At 37.1% G+C, this 18,466-nt stretch carries 17 protein-coding genes; 9 read left to right on the forward strand and 8 right to left on the reverse strand.

From position 1 onward, the window contains the following. Positions 1 to 9: 9 nt before the first annotated feature. Positions 10 to 3,723, reverse strand: coding sequence for a T9SS type A sorting domain-containing protein (locus tag IPK91_08650; GenBank protein ID MBK8297326.1), 3,714 nt, complete (start codon positions 3,721 to 3,723; stop codon positions 10 to 12). 186 nt (positions 3,724 to 3,909) lie between these two features. Here IPK91_08650 and dnaX point away from each other — a divergent pair, with 186 nt between their 5' ends. Together dnaX and IPK91_08660 are read left to right on the forward strand one after the other, a co-directional pair. Then, the gene (gene dnaX, locus IPK91_08655) at positions 3,910 to 5,631 is read left to right on the forward strand and encodes a DNA polymerase III subunit gamma/tau (protein ID MBK8297327.1); all 1,722 of its coding nucleotides are present in this window, start codon (positions 3,910 to 3,912) and stop codon (positions 5,629 to 5,631) included. Positions 5,632 to 5,641: 10 nt separating this feature from the next. Beyond that, positions 5,642 to 6,688 carry a quinone-dependent dihydroorotate dehydrogenase gene (locus IPK91_08660; protein ID MBK8297328.1) on the forward strand — a complete coding sequence of 349 codons (1,047 nt, stop codon included), beginning with the start codon at positions 5,642 to 5,644 and terminating at the stop codon, positions 6,686 to 6,688. Here the strand turns inward: IPK91_08660 and IPK91_08665 are convergent. Beyond that, positions 6,685 to 7,560, reverse strand: a complete 876-nt coding sequence (locus IPK91_08665) for a flavin reductase family protein (protein ID MBK8297329.1) — start codon at positions 7,558 to 7,560, stop codon at positions 6,685 to 6,687. The genes IPK91_08660 and IPK91_08665 overlap by 4 nt on opposite strands. A gap of 74 nt (positions 7,561 to 7,634) precedes the next feature. Here IPK91_08665 and IPK91_08670 point away from each other — a divergent pair, with 74 nt between their 5' ends. The 4 genes from IPK91_08670 to IPK91_08685 all read left to right on the forward strand — a co-directional run bounded on the left by IPK91_08670 (position 7,635) and on the right by IPK91_08685 (position 10,468). Next, positions 7,635 to 8,159: a TlpA family protein disulfide reductase gene (locus IPK91_08670; GenBank protein ID MBK8297330.1), complete on the forward strand. Its 525-nt coding sequence runs from the start codon at positions 7,635 to 7,637 to the stop codon at positions 8,157 to 8,159. Positions 8,160 to 8,230: 71 nt separating this feature from the next. Then, positions 8,231 to 8,773 carry a nucleotide exchange factor GrpE gene (locus tag IPK91_08675; GenBank protein MBK8297331.1) on the forward strand — a complete coding sequence of 181 codons (543 nt, stop codon included), beginning with the start codon at positions 8,231 to 8,233 and terminating at the stop codon, positions 8,771 to 8,773. 27 nt (positions 8,774 to 8,800) lie between these two features. Next, complete coding sequence (gene dnaJ, locus IPK91_08680; GenBank protein MBK8297332.1) at positions 8,801 to 9,967, forward strand: molecular chaperone DnaJ; 1,167 nt, start codon at positions 8,801 to 8,803, stop codon at positions 9,965 to 9,967. Positions 9,968 to 10,009: 42 nt separating this feature from the next. Then, positions 10,010 to 10,468, forward strand: a complete 459-nt coding sequence (locus tag IPK91_08685) for a gliding motility lipoprotein GldH (GenBank protein MBK8297333.1) — start codon at positions 10,010 to 10,012, stop codon at positions 10,466 to 10,468. 511 nt (positions 10,469 to 10,979) lie between these two features. Here IPK91_08685 and IPK91_08690 read toward each other — a convergent pair. Then, entirely contained in the window at positions 10,980 to 11,324 is a 345-nt protein-coding gene (locus IPK91_08690; protein MBK8297334.1) for a single-stranded DNA-binding protein, read from the reverse strand. Between the two features lie 178 nt (positions 11,325 to 11,502). Between IPK91_08690 and IPK91_08695 the strand changes: the two genes are divergently transcribed. Together IPK91_08695 and IPK91_08700 are read left to right on the forward strand one after the other, a co-directional pair. Further along, positions 11,503 to 11,889 carry a hypothetical protein gene (locus IPK91_08695; protein ID MBK8297335.1) on the forward strand — a complete coding sequence of 129 codons (387 nt, stop codon included), beginning with the start codon at positions 11,503 to 11,505 and terminating at the stop codon, positions 11,887 to 11,889. Further along, entirely contained in the window at positions 11,876 to 12,382 is a 507-nt protein-coding gene (locus IPK91_08700) for a DUF1905 domain-containing protein (GenBank protein ID MBK8297336.1), read from the forward strand. Before IPK91_08695 ends, IPK91_08700 begins: the two co-directional genes overlap by 14 nt. A gap of 214 nt (positions 12,383 to 12,596) precedes the next feature. On the opposite strand, the gene phbB is transcribed toward IPK91_08700, so the two are convergent. From phbB to IPK91_08725, 5 genes are all read right to left on the reverse strand, one after another. Continuing rightward, on the reverse strand, positions 12,597 to 13,352 hold the full coding sequence (gene phbB / locus IPK91_08705) for an acetoacetyl-CoA reductase (protein ID MBK8297337.1): 756 nt from the start codon (positions 13,350 to 13,352) through the stop codon (positions 12,597 to 12,599). A 104-nt stretch (positions 13,353 to 13,456) separates the two neighbouring features. Continuing rightward, the gene (locus IPK91_08710) at positions 13,457 to 14,548 is read right to left on the reverse strand and encodes a hypothetical protein (protein MBK8297338.1); all 1,092 of its coding nucleotides are present in this window, start codon (positions 14,546 to 14,548) and stop codon (positions 13,457 to 13,459) included. 58 nt (positions 14,549 to 14,606) lie between these two features. Then, positions 14,607 to 16,160: an Rne/Rng family ribonuclease gene (locus tag IPK91_08715; protein MBK8297339.1), complete on the reverse strand. Its 1,554-nt coding sequence runs from the start codon at positions 16,158 to 16,160 to the stop codon at positions 14,607 to 14,609. A 396-nt stretch (positions 16,161 to 16,556) separates the two neighbouring features. Beyond that, positions 16,557 to 17,330 carry a hypothetical protein gene (locus tag IPK91_08720; protein ID MBK8297340.1) on the reverse strand — a complete coding sequence of 258 codons (774 nt, stop codon included), beginning with the start codon at positions 17,328 to 17,330 and terminating at the stop codon, positions 16,557 to 16,559. Then, positions 17,330 to 17,656, reverse strand: a complete 327-nt coding sequence (locus IPK91_08725) for an integration host factor subunit beta (protein ID MBK8297341.1) — start codon at positions 17,654 to 17,656, stop codon at positions 17,330 to 17,332. The genes IPK91_08720 and IPK91_08725 overlap by 1 nt, the downstream gene beginning before the upstream one ends. A 186-nt stretch (positions 17,657 to 17,842) precedes the next feature. Between IPK91_08725 and IPK91_08730 the strand changes: the two genes are divergently transcribed. Beyond that, entirely contained in the window at positions 17,843 to 18,433 is a 591-nt protein-coding gene (locus IPK91_08730) for a hypothetical protein (GenBank protein MBK8297342.1), read from the forward strand. Positions 18,434 to 18,466: the final 33 nt, after the last annotated feature.

Raw genomic sequence — 18,466 nt, forward strand, 5'->3', positions numbered from 1 at the left:
ATTATTGTCTTATTCTTTCAAAACCTTTTTGTACCATTTCTTTGAACTATTGTCAAAAATTTCAAGTATATATACTCCTTTCTGAAATTCTGATAGATCCAATGAAATACGTGATTTGCCTTTTGATATTTTTTGAATCAAGGATCGTTTGCCATTGATGTCAATAATAAAAACCAATAGTTCCTTTGCAGCTGCATGATCCAATTCCAATATTAAATTTGAACTAACAGGATTTGGAAAAACTTTAAAAAATGTTGCAGCTGGGTTTTCAATTTGGGTTGCACATTTCAAATGGTTTAGTGTGACTTCCCCCCCAGAATATAAATCACAAGCAGATCCTGCATTGGATCTAAAATTTTCTAATGCTCTGATCAACAAATTGGAGTGATTAGAAACACTTAGCCAGGAATTTGAATTTGCATCCCAATGCGCTACGCCGGTAATTGGATTACTTCCAATAGATCCAAACAAACCTCCTGCATACAGATCTCCACAATGAATTATTAAATCATAGATTCCTTCAAAACTAGAATTGACGCCAGTACTCATTGACGACCAATTGTTCCCATCCCATTGTGCAATAAATTGGGTATTGGCCACTACTATATTTCCAGCATTCACAGCTTCCTGAAAGCGTCCACCAACAGCAAGTTTGTTGTTGTCAAATTGCAAAATGGCTTTGATGCCTTCTCCATTGTTTCCAATAAATAAATTGATGCCGTTGCCCAGGTTTTGCCAAACATTCCCATTGAGTTGCGCTATATTTTTTAAAGGCGGACTAAATACCCCACCTGCAACCAGATTTCCATTAAACAAACCCAATCCATGAACGCCTCCTGAATTCGTATTTGGAACATTGATTCCAGAACTTCCAAGATTGGTCCAATTGATTCCATTCCAGCGTGCAATGTTATTGGCTGGAATCTGAAATGCCCCGCCTGCGACCAATCCTTGTGGTGTAGACAATAAAGAGGTAACCCGATTAAAAATGCCGCCTGTTAAACCCGGGAACGAAGGATTCCAGGAACCTCCAGGAATGGTACCGCTCCACTCTGCAATGTTGTTTCCATTATTTGAAAATGCACCACCGGCATAGAGTTTTCCATTGTGTACTTCAAGCGCTTCAACGGTTCCATTAAAACCTGCACCCAACGGCAACCAATTACTACCATCCCATGCTGCAATGGCATTAAATCCACCAAATGCAAATTGTCCACCGACAATTAATTTATTGTCATAAACGGTCATGTCAGTAATAAAAAACTGGTTAGACAAGGTTGTCCAAGTTAAATTGACAGGATTGCACACAGTACAGCAAGTGTCCAGATGAAAAACAATGGGTCTGCATTCGTGAAATGCAATGTCATCTACTGCAAAATCACAACCTGAACCAGAGGGATGTACTGGTGCGCCAACCCTTATTTCAATAGGTACAGCTCCATTTACAGTGCTGGTCCAATTGGCGCTGAGATTAATCCAGTTATCCGGAATTTCCGGCAAAGTGATTGTTGCTTGCAGTGTATTGAGAATCCAAAGTTCGACCGTAGGATTTGTAAAATTATTGGAGGTATTTACCAGATTGTTTACAAATGCACAAAATGAATAATTGACTCCGAAATTTACATTTACAATTTGTCTCCAGCATACTGAACCTGCAACTGTTGTAGCATCTACTGCAAGAAAATTTCCGAGCGGTGTGCCCAAGGTATGATCTACACAAGCCCAGGCCAGATTAACCAAATTGGTTGAATTCTTTACAGAATACCTACCATTACTTAATCCTAAATTAGGTGGCATGTAAAGATATCCATTTGTAAAGCCCACATTGCCCAAACTAAAGTCTCCATTTTGAACCAGGTTTGGCCCTGCTATCGCATTGGAATCGCATCTGCATGATTGGAATGGGGGCGCAGGACATTGTAGCATCAAGTGTTCATCACAACGACCCGCAACGCCACCACTTGAATACGTATAACTGATATTGACTGTTACTGGATTCGTCACATTGCTTACACAAAAATTACCAGGATTAACATACCCTGCCGGAATAAAACCGGAACTGTGTGCAATCGTCATTTGATTGCCACTTGAATTGATCATCCAATTTGGATTTGCAATCGGATTAACGATGTTGCCTGAACTCAGATTTAATAAAATTTGATTAAAGCAATTGGCAGTTGGATTATTCACGAATAAATCAAAACAACAAATTGCTTGTCCGTTGTTAAATGGATTTAATATTGTAAAAAGTGAATCACATTTAGACGGAGGCGTAATTAAACAAAAAATTTGCGTATCCTGATAGGTTTTGCTTGTCAAAGGAAGTACATTAAAATCGATAGGACTTGAAACCATGGAAGTTAATAAAGTTGGTATCGGATTCCTTTTGATAATATCGGTTATTAAATTGTGATTACAAGTAGTACCTGTACGACCTGAGCTATCTGTTTTGATTGTCAATACATTAAAATCAAAAGCAGAAGGTGGGTCCGCTTTGTAGCTATAACCGCTAATAAAACAAGAATTATTATTTAAAACTTCAACACTATTTCCCTGAGATGCAAACCCCTGATCATACGCACGATTCCAAATCACTTGATTTCCGGAATGAGCCAGTTTCATAAGCATGCAATTTCCAGTTCTGGTTGCGGGTCTTGGAGGAAAGGTTAGGCTTTCGGCACGGCCTGTAATCATAAAATCTCCGATGTTGGTAAATTCAAAATGAGAAGCTGCTTCAACATCACCGACAATTTCATAATTATTTGCCCATAACGGATTTCCATTAATATCTGTTTTCATCATAAATACTTGCGACAAACTTGAATTCAAATCCGTTGAATACCCTGAAACCCAAATTTCTCCTAGGGATCCTGCATTAAATAAGCAAGAGCCCTGAATGCACGTTGCGTATTCTGCTGCATTTGGAGCTATGTCGTAAGATGTAATCCAAATTAGGTTTCCAGTCGTTGCATCAATGTTTAGAATAAATAATTCGTCATTTCCATTCGGACCCAGAATCACACCGGTAACAAAATAATTCGAACTACTTGCACATGAACTCGCTTGTGTAGCAAAACTGGTAACGGAAGTTGCAATCGCCGAATTTACTGTAGCATAATTTCGATACCAGATTTGATTTCCATTGCAATCTAATTTTACAGCCTGTATATTGTAAACACCATTGCTTTCTCTTGAGCCGACCATGATGAAATCGCCATTGCCATCTTCTTTGATACAAGTGGCTTCTTCCCTACTAAAATTAGATCCGATGTTTCGTGACCAGATTGGATTGCCGTTGATGTCAATAAGAATCGCTAACATGTTATTACCTGTTCCAAAATCTTCATTTGCAGCAATAATGTAAGCCCCGTTTCCGCAGCTCGTTTTCTCCATCCAGGCAGCTGATTCCGTTCCATCTTGTCCCAGTAATTTAGCAGGATTCAATAAAAACCCAGTTGAATTTAAATTTAAATATTGCAGATCCCCACTTGGATTAAAGATTCCATTTGGATGATTGTTATTATCTGCTAAAATAAAATAATTACCAGAATTTGTTTGCAATCCCCTTACAGCGCGCTCATTCGATGGAAAGGTAAATCCAACAGCAGTTTGGAATTGCGCGCATGCATGTTCGCAAATACCTACAAAACTTACTATAAAAATAAATTTAAGATAGTATGTGTTTAGAGAAATTAGCAATGCTTTTAAGTTTGAAATTTTCATAAGAACCAATTTAGAAATTAAAAATTAATCAAGCAAAGGGCTTCGATTGCATTTGTTTAATTGAATGCAAAAATTTCGATTTTCAAGACAAATCGGGTAGGATTAAATAGATAGCATTTAGGCGCAAATGCTTTTAAAGATACTACAAATTATCCAGATTCAGATTGCCCTGAAAATTTCCTACTTTTGCCCACCACAAAACTCATGGATTCATTTATCGTATCAGCCCGTAAATACCGCCCTTTAAAATGGACGGATGTCATTGGTCAGGAACACGTTGCCCATACCCTTAAGAATGCCCTAGCAAAAGGCCAGATTGCACATGCCTTTCTGTTTTGCGGTCCCAGGGGTGTTGGCAAAACCACCTGTGCCCGGATTTTGGCTAAAGTACTCAATTGTACCAATCCCAGCGCTGATTGGGAGCCTTGCAATTCCTGTGATAATTGCCGGGCTTTCATGGAAAATGCTTCTTTTAATATTTTCGAGCTGGATGCGGCTTCCAATAATTCGGTTGAAGACATCCGCGAATTGGTTGATCAGGTGCGTTACCAACCCCAGGCTGGAAAATATAAAATCTATATAGTCGATGAGGTTCATATGTTATCAACGGCGGCTTTTAATGCTTTTTTGAAAACCCTGGAAGAACCTCCACCCTATGCCAAATTTATTTTAGCTACAACTGAAAAACATAAAATCATACCAACCATTTTAAGCCGTTGTCAGATTTATGATTTTAGGAGAATTCAGGAAAAGGACATCGTATTTCAGCTTGAAAAAATTTGTCAACAGGAATCCATTCAAGCCGAAGATGAAGCACTGCACTTAATTGCACAAAAAGCGGATGGTGCGCTGCGGGATGCTTTATCTATTTTTGACCGCATTAAAAGTTTCTCTGATAAAAGTATTTTATATAAAGATGTAGTTGAAAATTTGAACGTACTAGATTACGATTATTTTTTCAAATTTTCTGATGCTTTTCTAACAGAAAATGTGGAAGCCGCATTGGTATTGCTGGATCAAGTATTATCTCTTGGTTTTGATCCTGAAATTATCCTGGAAGGCATGGCTTCCCATTTCCGCAATTTGATGATCGTCAAAGATCCCAATTTACAGTCTTTGTTTGAAGGAAGTGATGCAATCAGAAAAAAATACATCCAACAAGCAGAAGCATGCAGACTTTCTGATTTAATTAACTGGCTGGATCAAGTACATGAATCAGATGTCAATTTAGTTAGGAGTAGAAACAAACGCTTGCATATAGAAATTTTATTGATTAAAATTTGTTATGCTTCCCGAAAAAAAATGGATCAGGTACTGTCTGATCCGTCTCCAACTGAAAATATAAGTACTCCTTTAGCATCTAATCCTGGTAAAACAGAAAAAAAAGAAAGTGAAACCAGTCCGGTTGTAAAAAAAGTCAACATCGCTGCTTCACAAATCATGAAAGATGCATTTATGATTCCAAAATTGGGGAATTTGGATTCATTGAAACAAAAAATTGAAGCAGATGAAAAACAAAAGCAAGAGAAATTAATCGATTTTACTGAGGAAAATTTTCTGCAATTTTGGGAAGATTGTAAACGGGATGAAAAATCAGCTTCATTTAAAGTCATGTTAAACAGCACTAAAGTAAAATGGGAACCACACAGCATTACTATTTTAACCGGTTCCGGCATTGTGCGCGATTCTATCCGGATGGAATTGAAACTCGATGAAAAAATACGCAATACCTTTTCAACAAAAAACATTACCAGCCGAATTGAAATAGATCCTGAACTGGCAGCACTGGAAGAAAAAAAAATTGTAAAAAAATTATCTGCCAATGAAAAATGGGATATGATGCTTGCCAGTAACCAAAAGCTTTCGGATTTAAAGGACGTATTTTCATTAAAGATGGATGAAGATTGAGTGAGCCAGCATGTGGAAACTTCTTAAATCATTTTTCTTTTTACTGGATGCAGAGCGAGCACATTATCTTGCTATGGATTTATTGGCGTTTTCATTAAAAATTCCGGTAATTTCTCAACTGCTTAAACGTTCGTTTAAATTTGAATCGGATTTGTTGCATACAGAAATCTGTGGTATGAATGCAACGAACCCCATCGGATTGGCCGCAGGTTTTGATAAAGATGGAAATTGGTTGAATGTATTGATGCTTTTAGGTTTTGGACATATCGAATTGGGTACAGTGACAAAACGTCCTCAATCAGGAAATCCTAAACCCAGATTATTCAGACTTATTAAAGACCGGTCTATTATTAATCGGATGGGCTTTAATAATCTAGGCGTAGATGCATTGGTTGAACGATTAAAAAAATTCCATAAACCAAATGGATTAATCCTTGGCGGAAATATTGGAAAAAACAAAGAAAGCCTTGATGATCAAATTATACAAGATTATCTATATTGTTTTACTGCCTTGTTTGATTTTGTAGATTATTTTACCATTAATGTCAGTTCGCCTAATACACCGGGTTTAAGAGCATTGCAAGATAAAGAACCGCTGAACGCATTGTTGTCTGCCATTCAATTAGAAAATAAAACGCATTTAAATAAAAAACCCTTGTTTTTAAAAATAGCTCCTGATTTAAGTGCAGAAGCTCTGGATGATATTTTAGAAGTGGTTCAAGCCAATGACTTTTCAGGAATTATTGTTTCCAATACGACCATTGACCGTCCTGATTTTTTACTAGAAAAAGAAATTGCAAAAGAAAGCGGCGGATTAAGTGGAGAAGCCTTGCATTCAAAATCATTGCAAGCTTTGCATCATTTAAAATCAAAAGCGAAGCCAAAACTTATATTAATTGGCGTTGGGGGTATTATGAATGAAGCAGCTGCTTTAGAACGACTGAAAGCCGGTGCAAACTGGATTCAAATTTATACCGGAATGATTTATGAAGGACCCTGGTTTATTAAAAAAATAAAACAAGAATTAATAAAACCCAAAGCACACCAGCGCAACTAAATACTCATCAACAAAGCGGCAGCTTTTTCCAATTGATTTCCATTAAAATACTCTTGTGCAATCTGGTGTTTGGTATCAGAATCTAATTTTAAAATTTGATCACCGGATTCCCAGCCTAAAATCGTTGTGATTGCTTCCTGATTTGTGGGCAATTCTTTCATTCCTGCCAATGCACCTATGAGGTTGGCAGTAATAAATTTACTTTGGCGGATGTGTTCCGGGAGCTTTGGATACCCAACAACCGGCAATTTATGGGATTGTGGCATGCTCATTACAGCAGCACCACTTGCACGTACATAAAATGCACGACCCATGCGACCCATAAGATCTATTTTATGCGGATCAATCCGTTGGTTTTCATCTAAAACCGATTCATCTATATGCATACAGACCACATTGCAGATGATTAAATGACCTGCACCACCTTGGTCTCCCAGTGTTAAAATATCTGTGACGCGGCATTCCATGTTAACTGGTGATTCCTTTACTAAGGGTGGTTTTACTTGTGAAGCTGGCACTGGAGTCAATCCCGTTTGTTCAAATTCACTGATGCCATTTGGAAAATCAACTGAACAAACCATCATTTGGCGAACGATGGGATATGAAACTACATTGACCACACATTCTTTGGATGCCATAATATTGTGTAAGGTGTCTTTGGTCGTATTGTTTTCAACCCGACGGTTTGAAGAAAAAACCAAAATGGGTGGATTGCTGCTAAAGGCATTAAAAAAACTGTAAGGTGCCAGATTGACACGTCCTTCAGGATCTATGGTGCTCACAAATGCAATCGGTCGCGGTGCTACTGCCCCTAACAAATATTGATGTAAATCTGGAGTGGGCAAGGTCCCTGGTGTTATAATTCGCTTCATAAATGGATTTAATTGATTGCCCGTGATTTGTCGGACCTCAAAATTAAGTAATATTGCAGCCTCTTATACTTATTATGCAGAAATACCTCTTAGGCCTTAGCGGCATTTTATTTTTTTCTTACCTGATTTATTATTTTTTTTTCAATACCATGCTGGTATTGGGACAGCAAGCCCCCAATTTTGAAGTTGAAAATTTGCGGAAAAATAAAATCAATTTAGATAGTTTTAAAGGGCAGTATGTTTTAATAGATTTTTGGGGTTCCTGGTGCGCTCCTTGTCGTCAGGAAAATAAAATCCTAACCATGATGTATGCCCACTATAGAGATCAAAAATTTAAAAAAGCAGAAGGAATTCAGTTTTTAAGCATTGCCTTTGACCAGGATCCGGCTGCTGCTTTAAAAGCCATTGAAAACGATGGTTTGATCTGGCCTCATCATGTCATCGAACCCAACATGTTTGAAAGTCAATTGGCTAAAATTTATAAGATTAAGTCAATTCCAGCAAAATACCTGATTGGACCTGACCAAATTATCATGTTGGCGGACCCCAGTATTCGTGAATTAGATGATTTTTTGGCGTTTCAAATACTAAAAAACTGACAAATTGACCTAATTTCAGTTGTGGCAGTATAATTGACCTTAGTCTTTCCAGTGAATCAGAATTTAATAGTATGACAGAAGAGCAGCAAATACCCGAAAGTGAAGAGCTAACAAATGGATTGGAAACAGAGCAAACTGAAAAATCTACAGCAGAATCCGGACCGGACCCACTTGTTATTTTAAAAGCAGAATTGGCCGATCAGAAAGATAAATACATACGTTTATTTGCGGAATTTGACAATTACAAAAAGCGTACAATTAAAGAAAAAATAGATACCATTCGCAATGCATCCCAGGAATTAATCCAGGATTTATTGGTAGTATTGGATGATTTTGATCGGGCAAAGAAGTTATCAGAAACACAGGAAAACGAACAAATTTTTCCGGAAGGCATGCGATTGGTTCATCACAAATTATTGGGATTGTTACAATCCAAAGGTTTAGAAATTATGGATACCAACGGAAAAGATTTTGATCCGGAATTTCATGAAGCAATTACTGAAATTCCCGGAACGGATGAAAGTCAAAAAGGAAAAATTTACGATACCCTTGAAAAAGGTTATTTATTAAATCATAAAATTATTCGATTTGCAAAAGTAGTAGTTTGCAAGTAAGCGGATTTTCAAATTTGGAATTACGAAATGGCAAAAAGAGATTTTTACGAAATATTGGGAGTAAGCAAAGGAGCTGATGCGGATGCAATAAAAAAAGCTTATCGTAAAGTAGCAATGCAATTTCATCCCGATCGAAATCCAGGGGATAAAGCAGCAGAAGAAAAATTTAAAGAAGCTGCAGAAGCTTATGAAATATTGAGCGATGCTGACAAAAAAGCACGCTATGATCGTTATGGACATGCAGGAGTTGACCCAAATGCTGGATTTGGAGGCAATGGAGGAAATGGCATGACCATGGATGATATTTTTAGTCATTTCGGAGATATTTTTGGAGATTCCGGTTCGCCATTTGAATCATTTTTTGGAGGACGCAGCGGAGGAGGTGGCAGAGCTCAAGGAGGTTCAAAAGGAAGCAATCTTCGGATCAAAGTCAGTATGACTTTAGAAGAAATTGCAAGCGGGATCACCAAGAAAATAAAAGTAAAAAAACAAGTCAATTGTAAAACCTGTAATGGTTCAGGTGCTAAAGATGCTAAATCTGTCAAAACCTGCAGTTCTTGTAATGGCCAAGGGTATGTACGACAAGTAAAAAATACCTTTCTGGGTCAAATGCAAACCACGACCACTTGTCCTACATGCAACGGTACCGGTCAAATGATATCTGCGGCATGTACTGCATGCAGGGGATCTGGAATGGAAGTAGGTGAAGAAACCATTGACATCCAAATTCCGGCTGGTGTAGAAGATGGTATGCAATTGTCTTTGCGGGGTAAAGGCAATGCAGGAAGTAAAGGAGGACCTGCTGGTGATTTATTAATAAGCATCGAGCAAAAGCCTCATGAACATTTTAGTCGTGAAGGAAACAACATCCATTACGATTTGTATTTAAATTTTGCTGATGCAGCCTTGGGTTGCCAGATGGAAGTACCCACGCTCCAAAGTGCTGCAAAAATCAAGGTTCCGGCGGGAACCCAAGCCGGCAAGATTTTCAGACTCAAGGATCTGGGACTCCCATCCGTACAATCCTACGAAAAAGGAGACGAACTGATTCACATTACCATTTGGACTCCAAAGGATCTTACTTCAGAAGAAAAATCCATCCTCGAAAAACTCCGCAGCCATCCAAACTTTAAACCGCATCCTGGTAAAGACGAAAAAAGTTTTTACGAACGAATGAAAGAGTATTTCAGTTAGTGATCCAAATCATGTATCATAGATCGTTCCATTTTTTTAAATATGCATTTTTTTCAATTGCTTGCAATTCTTAGCTTATTTTCTGCATGCAATCAATCTGTGATTTATAAAAATGAAATCCAGATTGAAAATAATGAATGGGACAGTACTCAAATTTTAACATTCAACTGGCAGGTCCAGGATACTGCAAGTTGGTATCAATTAAATCTTACATTAAAACATTCCATTGAAATGGAATATCAAAACCTGTATGTAAAAAGTACAACGGGATTTCCGGATCAAAGCCAAAAAGAACAAATTATCAGTTTGGAATTGTTTGACAATTCCGGCAAACCAACCGGGCACTGTTCTGGTACAAAATGCAATACTGAAATTAGTTTACTTCAAAGATTTAAATTTCCATTTATTGGAAATTATCAAATTTCACTCAGTCAATATGGAAGAGATCAATCTGTTAAAGGAATTTCATCTTTTGAATTAGAAGTTTCTAAAAGTAAATAGAAATTTTAAATAACAACAGTTACTTCCATACCCAATCAATCATCTTAAATACAAATTTATTTGTGACTCTGATTGAATTTAATAGATTGTTTAAATTCCTATTTAAACCCAAATTTTCACTAAAATTCTATTACAATACGAAATTCCCTCAAACGCAATCAATACGCATGTTTTTATCCTCAACATTCTAATTTCGATGCCTGCGGTAAAAATATTCTTTGAGCAATGATTTTATCAGACTTTTAATTCTCAACCGAAACTTAAATAAAAATCTCGGTTTACACTCCAATTTTTGATTAGAATTCAATGCATGATTTTAAATAGCCAAACCAGCCTATTCCAAGCACTTAAAACAAAGAATACATTCTGAAATTTAAAACTCAATGCTTTAAAACTACATTTCTGTACAATTTACGTTATAGGAATCCACTTTGTATATTGATTGTAACCCAGAATAAAGAAACATAGTAAACTATGTTTCTTCATTCCAGAACAAATTACAATTAATGGATCAGGCCGTTGGTTTTTTACCTAACATCAGCATTTCTGCCATTACAATTTCAGTAAAGTACTTTTTCTCTCCATCCTTAGCTTCATAAGATCTGGAAGTTAATTTACCCTCCAATGCAATTTCGCTTCCTTTGCTGAGATATTCTTCTACCAGTTCGGCCGATTTACCCCAGGCTACAATATTGTGCCATTGGGTATCGGTTACTTTCTTACCGTCTTTATCGATATACGTATCATTGGTAGCTATAGAAAAACGAGCTACTTTATTTCCCTTTTCCAGGGATTTTACTTCCGGGTTAGAACCCAGATTTCCAATCAGCCGTACGCTGTTTCTTAGGTTGTTCATAGTTGAATTTTTTTGATAATAATTAAAAATAAGTTTGGTCCGGTACCGAATGTAAAATTGTGAAGTCTAATTTAGTCATGCAGCGTAATAAACATTTAATTCCGAAAATACCCGATTACAATCGGATAAAATTGTTTGGATTAAATAGAACCAGTATATTTGTTTTAAATAAACACCTATGAGCACACCGAGATCCTGTCTCCAATGTGGAGCCATTTTATTGGGACGACCCGATAAAAAATTTTGCGATGACCATTGTCGCAGTAGTTTTAATAACCACCAGTACGCCCAAATGCTACAGTCCGTTCGACACATCAATCGCATCCTCATAAAAAATCGCAAAATCCTGGAAGCCTTGTTTTTAATGTATGGTTCGATTAAACTAAAAAAAGAGCAATTAGCCGAACTTGGATTTAATTTTAATTACTTCACACAAATCAAACGCGTGCGGGGTATGCACAATTATTTTGTATGCTATGACTTTGCGTACCTTTGTACAAATGAGGACGACGTTCAAATTAAAAATTTGCTGCTTCGAAAATTAAAATTGCATGCATCATTTTAAAGCCCCCATCGAAAAATTTAAAAAACAAGGTGAAAAAACCGGATGGACCTATATTGACATTCCACAAGCGGTTGCAGAAAAAATAAATCCGGGAGTTCGCAAATCGTTTCGCATTAAAGGTACGTTAGACCAGTTTGCATTTGAAGGATATAATATACTCCCAATGGGGGAAGGAAATTTTATTCTGCCCCTCAATAACCACATTCGCAAAGCCATACGAAAAAAACAGGGTGACGTAATTTCCGTTAGCATCGAATACGATCCAACTGAATACACCTTGAATGCTGATTTTCAGGAATGCCTTGAAATCGAACCCGCTGCCGCTGTTTTTTTTAAAACACTGACCCGAGCCCATCAAAATTATTTTAGCAAATGGATCGAAAGTGCAAAAACATCCAACACCCGTCAACAACGAATTGCCGAAGCCATCAATGCCCTACGCCAAAAACAAGCTTATCCAGAAATGATGCGTGCCAGGAAAAAGGAATTGTAAATTGCGAAATTGACTTTAAAACAAAAATTTAAAAAGCAATTCGCCCTATAAATAGTCAACACTTCCTTTTGCAATCCAAATGTTTTATAAAGTCTTAGTTGATATTAAAAAACACACTTATATTTCGTCCCATGAGTAGTCGGGATGTACTTTACGCTCCCATAATTCGTCTCGCAAGTACGCGGAATGTATGCTAAGCTACTATAATTCTTAATTAATAAACATGCTGTCCACCATTGATCGCATAATTCGCTCCTGTAATGTAAGCGGATTTTTCAGATGCAAGAAATGAAACCAGATGTGCAATTTCTTCGGTACCGCCCAATCTACCCATGGGGATTTGTTCGACAATTTTATTGCGGACTTCTTCTCGCACGGCCATCACCATATCCGTGGCAATGTAACCCGGTGAAATGGTATTGACAGTAATCCCCTTTTTTGCAACTTCCATAGCTAGCGATTTTGTAAATCCATGCATCCCTGCTTTAGCAGCTGAATAATTTGTTTGTCCAAATTGTCCGCGTTGTCCGTTGACTGAAGAAATATTTATAATCCTTCCATACCCTTTGGCTATCATATCTTCAATGACATGGCGCACACAATAAAACGCACTGTTTAAATTTGTATTAATTACTTCCTGCCATTGACTCAATTGCATTTTCCAAATTGGGGTATCCCGGGTAATCCCAGCATTATTGATTAATACGGCAACCGGTCCGTATTGTTCTTTTATTGAGCGTACCATATCCCCCACTTCATCAAAAGAGGTTACATCCCCTTTGACCATTGCACAATCATAACCTAATGCAAAATTCTTATCATGCCATCGGGATGCAGTTTCTTCATTCCGGTAATTGGCTACTACAAAAAAACCATCATCCAATAATTTTTGACACATGGCCGTACCCAATCCTCCGGTTGCTCCAGTGACCAGAGCGATGTTTTTATCTTTTACTTCTTTAAAACTCATACTTAAAATTTATGTGTAATTAAAAAATAGAATTGTTTTCTTCAATCCCAGAATAGTCCTTAGCAATCCGAAAAATCATTCATTCGAAAATAAATTTTATACTTTTATCCATTTGCTTCAATTTTCTCTAAAAGCGGATTGAGTCGTTCTTCCAAACTCAGTGCTTCATCTATTTGTAAGTTACAGGAATATTTATCAAGCTGCTTTATATCTTCCTTTAAATTTAATGCCTCTTGCTGTACAGAATAGTACAGTTTTTTATTCATCAACTCTTCAGACAAATATTCTTGTTCGGGCTGTCCAGGGGTTGGAATTAATATAGCCCGTGTCTGAATAACTGCTAAATCCAATAAGGTTGAATAACCTGAACGGCATATCAGCATTTTGGATGAACACATAATTTCATTCAATTCCAAACCTTTAACTAACGATTTAATAATCAAATTTGGGTTTTGCTTTTGAACCAGTTCATCCAATCTAGGTCCATTTTGGGTGCCCCTTATTAAAATTGCTTTTTGATAGGGTATGTCTTTAAGTTGTTTCAGTATGATTTCTTCTAAGAAACTACGTTGTGGTTCTGGTCCCGACAACATAAAAGTAAAGTCGTATATTTTTTCTAGTTCCAGTTTTTTAAATCGGCTTAATAAGCCTACAAAGTGTCTGTTTTTTCCACGGTATAAATGTGCCAATTCACCTGAAAGATTTACCGGGCCTTCTACATCCGGGATCCAGAGTTGATCGAAGCGATCATAAAATAATTTCATCCAGGTATCACAACACCATTCAATAAATTTAAATCCCAATGAAAAATGCAAGTGATGTGCAATGATGATGGAGCGTTTTCCAAATTGGAAAGCACCCAATCTTGCATCTGAAACAATGAGATCAATTTGCTCCTGTTTACAAATTTTTCGGATGGCAAAGTGTTCTCTTAAAATCGCCCAATGCATTTGAAGCATTTGGTAGCCAATATTCAGATACATACTTTTGAATGGATATCGAATACCATAATCAGGCAATTCCAATACCTTGTGTTGTGGAAACTCCATGCGTAGCAAATCAGATCCAGCACCGGAGGAAGCCAGAATGACCCGGTAATTTTTTTCAATAAAATAATGGATTACTGGTATTGTGCGGGTTACATGGCCTAAACCCCAATGTTGCGGACAAATTAATACCGTTTGGATGCTGGCCATTTAGAAGGAATGAACTGTAAATATAGCAGGATCGAGTTGGAATCGTGTGAAAAGAGTATTAACCTTTCAATCGGATTTCTTCATCCGGGCCATCGTAAAATTTAAATGCAATCATTGGCAGATCCTGATTTTCCATAATTTTAATGTTCTTGTAGTATTTAAAATACCATTTCATTCTATAATTCCAAAATCCGCGTTTCAAAAAAGCTGCAACATAGGGATGGACTTCCAATACCAATTGCTTGGTGGGTCTGGTACTTAAAATGAAATGCAGATCTTTTTCAATGGTATCAACTACAAAAATGGATGCATTGACCTTGCCGGATCCTCCGCAAGACGGACACGTCTCTGAAGTATCCAGTTTTAATTCCTGGCGTTCCCGTTGCCGGGTAATTTGCATTAAACCAAATTTACTTAATGGTAAAATGGTATGTTGGGATCGATCGGATTCCATGCATTTCCGCATGGCATTGTAAAGTTCACTTTTGTTTTCATTGCTTTTCATGTCAATAAAGTCAATGACAATCAAGCCACCAATATCGCGTAATCGCAATTGACGTGCAATCTCTTCTGCGGCTTCCATGTTTACCTGGATCGCAGCGGTTTCCTGATCTAAGCGCTGTGATTTTGGACCGCTGTTGACGTCAATGACGTGCATGGCTTCTGTGTGCTCGATGACAATGTATGCTCCGCTGCTCAAGGTTGCTGTTGTACCAAAAGCTGCTTTAATCTGCCGTTTGATTCCGTAGTGATCAAAAATTGGCTTACTGCCTTTATATAACTGTACAATGTCTGATTTTTCAGGCAAGTTATTTTCCAGATAAATTTTTATTCCTTCATAAATATCCCGATCGTTGACTACAATTTTGGTAAAACTGGTGTTGAGTAAATCCCGAATGATGCTGGTGGCTTTATCCAACTCGCTTAATAATTTCATGGGAGCTTTGGCATGCAACAATTGTCCATGAAGTGTTTTCCATTTTTCGCAAAGCATGTTAATTTCTTCATGCATTTCTGCTACTTTTTTACCTTCCGCAGCTGTACGGACCACCACCCCAAAGTTTTTAGGACGAATGGACTCTATGACATGAAATAAGCGATTTCGCTCATCCGGATTGGCAATTTTCTTAGAAATTGCAATGGAATTATTGAAGGGAGTCAAAACCAAAAACCTTCCCGGAATGGTAATCTCGCAAGTAAGTCGGTGTCCTTTGGTTGAGATAGGCTCTTTCAAAATTTGAACCAACATGTTGACACGCTTGTCAGTAATTTGGGAAACCTTTCCGTTTTTTTGAATTTCCGGTTGCAGTTCAAAACTGTCGAGAAGGTTTGCAGTATATTTTCCATCTACTGCATCCTTGGTATAATTGACCACTGAATTGAACAGAGGTCCCATATCGGTGTAATGTAAAAACGATTCTTTCTTATGGCCAATATCAACAAATGCCGCGTTGAGGCCAGGCATAAGCTTTTTAATCTGCCCAAGGAAGATATCCCCAACATTGTATTGGGTATTGGACTTCTGTTTATGAAGTTCAACTAGTTTTTTGTCTTCAACCAGCGCAATTTCTACCGATCCCTGTTGGGCGGAGATAATTAATTCTTTTTCCATCATTCTATCAATGATGCGAAACCCCGGTGGATTACAAGAGAAGAAGAGGCAAATTGGAATCCCATAAATATTGCTAATCTTTTAGATCATGGCATGATCTACAAACCATGATAGAAAAATTATGAGCTAAACCATTAGCAATAAGAATAATTTTCGGTTCAAGGGTTAATAAAACAGGTAATCTCTACAATCAAAAGATTTTACAAGAGTAAATTTTTAATTATAGGGAATGGGATTCGCAGAATCCACTACATTCTTTCTCAAGAAAATACCTAAGTCCCGCAGAGTAAAAATCTACCTGTTCTTCTTCTTGTGCCTGTTCTTTCTCAATCGCTTTTTACGTTTGTGAGTAGCGATTTTATGTCTTTTTCTTTTTTTACCGCAAGGCATAATTATTTATTTACAGTATATTTTATATTTATCTAATAATTCTATTTGCTTCAATTGTTGGAGTACCTCAATCATTAAGCAATTGGCCCTTGGATTTTCAGGCGTTTTTACCAATAATTTTTCCAACCTGCTTTTTGCTTTTTCAAATTGTCCGGTTTGAATTCCCAATTCCACCAATTGCAATTGAAGAGGATCATAATCAGGATATTTTCCCTCCAGATTCAACAACATTTTGATGCCTTTCATAGGTTCTTCTCCTGGAAGTTTTACATAAGCCATTGCCTGATAAATTTGGTAAGCAGGTTCCTCTGGTTTAATAGAAATGGCTTGCTCCAAACAATGAATTGCCGACTGTTGACAAAACTGCTTGGTTTTTAAATCCGTATCACCTTCTAAACCATACAGAAATGTAGTTCCTGCAATTTGCCAGGCGGTATCAGATTTTTCTAAAACCGCTACTTTTTGAGCATAAGAACCGGCTAATGCAAATTCATTTAAATCATACCAAAATCCTGATATTTTTTTAAGAACATTCAGTTTATCAGCTTCATTGTCAGCTTGACTTATTTGTTTATTCAATTGCTCCAATTCAGCTTTCTGATTGGTGCTCAGTTTTTGAAATACCGCTCGTTCGATATTTTCAAACCCTGTAATTTCAAGTTTACCGTCTCTGGAATTCGAAGCTTGCCGGATATCCGGCGAAACTGTGTGGAATCCAAAATAAACCAGGAGTAGCAGAACAGTAAAAACGGCTCCCAGTCTAAACGGTGTATTGATCATTAATGATCATCGTTTTCATCTTCTTCGTATTCATGCCCTTCCGGTTCTTTGCCCAATTTAACGTGGTCAACAAAGATTTTGGCAGGTTTGAATGACGGTATAAAATGTTCTGGAATTTCAATCGCAACATTCTTTTTAATGTGACGACCAATCTTTTTTGCTCTTTTCTTAACAACAAAAGAACCAAAACCTCTGATATAGACATTTTCTCCCTGAGCTAATGACTGTTTAACTTCTTTAAAAAACATTTCAAGTGAAACTAATACGTCCACCTTCGGAACACCTGATTTTTCAGAGATCAATGCTACCAGATCAGCTTTTCTCATTTGCTTGATATTTAGACAGTTATGAATAATGGCTCTCAAAGAGCGTGGCAAATTTCGCAAATTTTTCGGTTTTAGAAACATTTATCCCGTTTATTTTCACAAAAATATTTTGTAACTTTTTCTATATCAATCAGATAGCGGGTAGTTTTCCAGCAAAATGGGCTTAAATGGGGTATTTTTAAATATATGGCTACCTTTGCCCTTCAATTTTTGCTTATGTTAATGTCTATGACCGGTTTTGGAAATTCGAAAGGCCATTTACAAGGCAAAGAGATCATTATTGAAATACGCTGCGTCAATTCTAAAGTAAACGATTTTAGACTTAAAATTCCGAATAGCTACCGCCAGCATGAGCTGGATTTACGCAAAATTCTCAATGACCGGGTGATCCGGGGTAAAATGGATCTAAGCATTTCGGTAGACTCTAAAGGTGGTGAAGAGGAATTTGCCATCAACAAGAATTTGTTTCTGAATTTTTACAGTCAAATTCAAGCTCTTTCCACTCATATCGACCTGAGCCATTCGGATATTCTGAACGCCATTATGAAATTTCCCAATGTCATCATGTCACAGGATACGCTGATCAGTAAAGAAGAGTATAACTATGTATTGGATTTGCTGTTTGAAGCCATTGAAAAACTAAATGATTTTCGATCGATCGAAGGGACTATCATTGCAAATGACATGGTTTTCCGAATTAAAAGCATTTTAGATCAATTAGAAGCAGTTGAAAAAGAAGATCCCAAGCGATTTGTTATCTTAAATAAAAATTGTTAAAATCACTTCGTACAAATTTTGAAGGTGAAAATA

This window comes from Saprospiraceae bacterium (genome assembly GCA_016712145.1).
Taxonomy (GTDB): Bacteria; Bacteroidota; Bacteroidia; order Chitinophagales; family Saprospiraceae; genus Vicinibacter.